The 2,381-nt window shown below is 76.0% G+C and carries 1 protein-coding gene and 1 riboswitch; the gene reads left to right on the top strand.

Annotation, left to right across the window (positions count from 1 at the left end; translation table 11 throughout):
• Positions 1-163: 163 nt before the first annotated feature.
• Positions 164-231: riboswitch (cobalamin riboswitch) on the bottom strand.
• Positions 232-361: 130 nt separating this feature from the next.
• Positions 362-2,381: ATP-dependent DNA helicase (locus tag HMPREF3099_RS10730; protein ID WP_070705999.1), on the top strand; the 2,020-nt coding region annotated here is incomplete at its 3' end.

Genomic DNA, 2,381 nt, shown 5'->3' with positions numbered 1-2,381 from the left:
GGGAGCGGTCAGCGCGATGCCGGTGGCGGCGACGAGCAGGAGGGGGGAGCGGCGCATCTCGGGCGGTCTTTCGGTCCTGGCCTCGGGGTCCAGAGGCCGGGCGGGCTCGCGGCGGCGGCTGGCTCCCCGCAGACCACGGCGGGCGTGTGAGCCGAGGTCCACCGGGCGTTCCGACTGCGGCGCTGCGGCCTCACGGTTGCGGGTCAGTGCCGGACTCGCACCGGCTTTCCCCACTGGATCTCGCGCGGCGAGGCTACCACCGGGGCGCCCGCACACAGGGTGCTCGCGCGAGCCGCCGACCGTCCCCAGCCGGGGGCCACGCGCCGGCCGGTCGGTGGGGGTGACGCTCTAGGGTTCTCCCATGCCGTCGCCCTCCTCGCCCCCCGCCAGCGACCCTGCTGCCGTGGCGGGCCTGCTGGCCGATGCCGTTGCCGCCGTGGGAGGTTCCCCGCGCGAGGGGCAGGAGCAGATGGCCCGCGCCGTGGCCGAGGCGGTGCAGCGCACAGAGCACCTGCTGGTGCAGGCCGGTACCGGCACGGGCAAGTCGCTGGCCTACCTGGTGCCCGCAGTGGCGCACGCCGTGGCCACCGGGCGGCCCGTGGTGGTGGCCACCGCCACCCTGGCGCTGCAGGCCCAGATCGTGGACCGCGACCTGCCCCGCGTGGCCGAGGCCCTCCGCTCCGCGATGGGGCGGCCCATCACCTACGCGCTGGTCAAGGGCCGCAACAACTACCTGTGCCAGCACAAGCTGCTCGGCGGCTTCCCCGACGACGACGCCGACGCCCTGGTCTCGATGGGGCAGGTGGACGCCGAGCGCTCCGCCCTGGGGGAGGAGGTCGTCCGCCTGCGGGACTGGGCCGAGGTGACCGAGTCCGGCGACCGCGACGAGCTCGTGCCGGGCGTCTCGAACCGCGCCTGGCGGCAGGTCTCGGTGAGCGCCCGCGAGTGCTTCGGCGCCTCGCGCTGCCCGGCGGCGGCCGAGTGCTTCGTGGAGCTCTCCCGTGAGGCCGCCAAGGACGTGGACGTCATCGTCACCAACCACGCCTTCCTGGCCATCGACGCCATCGAGGGGCGCGCGATGCTGCCCGAGCACGACCTGCTCGTGGTCGACGAGGCGCACGAGCTGGTGGACCGCGTCACCGGCGTGGCCACCGACGAGCTGACCCCCGGCTCCGTGGCCATCGCGGCCAAGCGCGCCGCCAAGCACGCGGACGTCGACCGTCTCGAGGAGGCCGAGGAGGCGCTCGCCCAGGCGCTCGCCCCGCTGCCGGAGGGCACGCTGCGCGGCATGCCGGACGCCCTCGCCGACGCCCTCGTGGTGCTGCGCGACGCCGCCCGGGGGGTGTCCACCGACCTCAAGCCGGAGAAGGGCGAGAAGGCCGACGGGCCCCAGCAGACCGCCCGGGCCGCCGTGGACGAGGTGGGCGACGTGGCCCAGCGCCTGCTCGAGGAGCGCGAGCTCGACGTGGTGTGGGTGGCTCCCGACCACCGCACCAACCAGCCCCGCAACGTGCTGCGCGTGGCCCCCATGAGCGTGGCGATGCTGCTGCGCGAGAAGGTCTTCACCGAGCGCACCGTGGTCATGACCAGCGCCACCCTCGAGCTGGGCGGGTCCTTCGACGCGGTGGCCGGCAGCCTCGGCCTGGTGGGCTCGGGCGCCCCAGCCTGGCGCGGCCTCGACGTGGGCAGCCCCTTCGACTACCCCCGGCAGGCCATGGCCTACGTGGCCGCCCACCTGCCCGCCCCCGGGCGCGACGGCGCCGCCCCGGAGCAGCTCGACGAGATGGAGGCCCTCGTCCGGGCCGCCGGCGGGCGCACCCTGGGGCTCTTCTCCTCGATGCGGGCCGCCCGCGCCGCCGCCGAGGAGATGCGTACCCGGCTCGGGGACGACGTGCCCGTGCTCTGCCAGGGCGAGGACCAGCTGCCCACGCTGGTGCGGCAGTTCGCCGGTGACGCGCGGACCTGCCTGTTCGGCACCCTCTCGCTGTGGCAGGGCGTGGACGTGCCCGGCTCGGCCTGCCAGCTGGTGCTCATCGACCGCATCCCCTTCCCGCGGCCCGACGACCCGCTGAGCGCGGCCCGCTCGCAGGCCATCGCGCGCAACGGCGGCAACGGGTTCATGGCCGTCTCGGCCACGCACGCGGCACTGCGGCTCGCGCAGGGCACCGGCCGCCTGGTGCGCCGCGCGGACGACCGGGGCGTGGTGGCCTTCCTCGACCCGCGGATCATGACCGCCCGCTACGCCGGCTTCCTGCAGCGGAGCCTGCCGCCCTTCTGGCCCACCACGGACCGCGCGCTGGTGCTCGGAGCCCTGCAGCGGCTGGACGCCACCGCCCCCGAGCCGCTGCCGGTGGCGCAGGTGGTCGCCCGCTCGATGGTGG

Source organism: Kytococcus sp. HMSC28H12 (assembly GCF_001816045.1).
In the GTDB taxonomy this organism is placed as follows: domain Bacteria; phylum Actinomycetota; class Actinomycetes; order Actinomycetales; family Dermatophilaceae; genus Kytococcus; species Kytococcus schroeteri.
The sequence above is the reverse complement of the archived record's forward strand: the minus strand, read 5'-3'. Positions and strand labels throughout refer to the sequence as shown.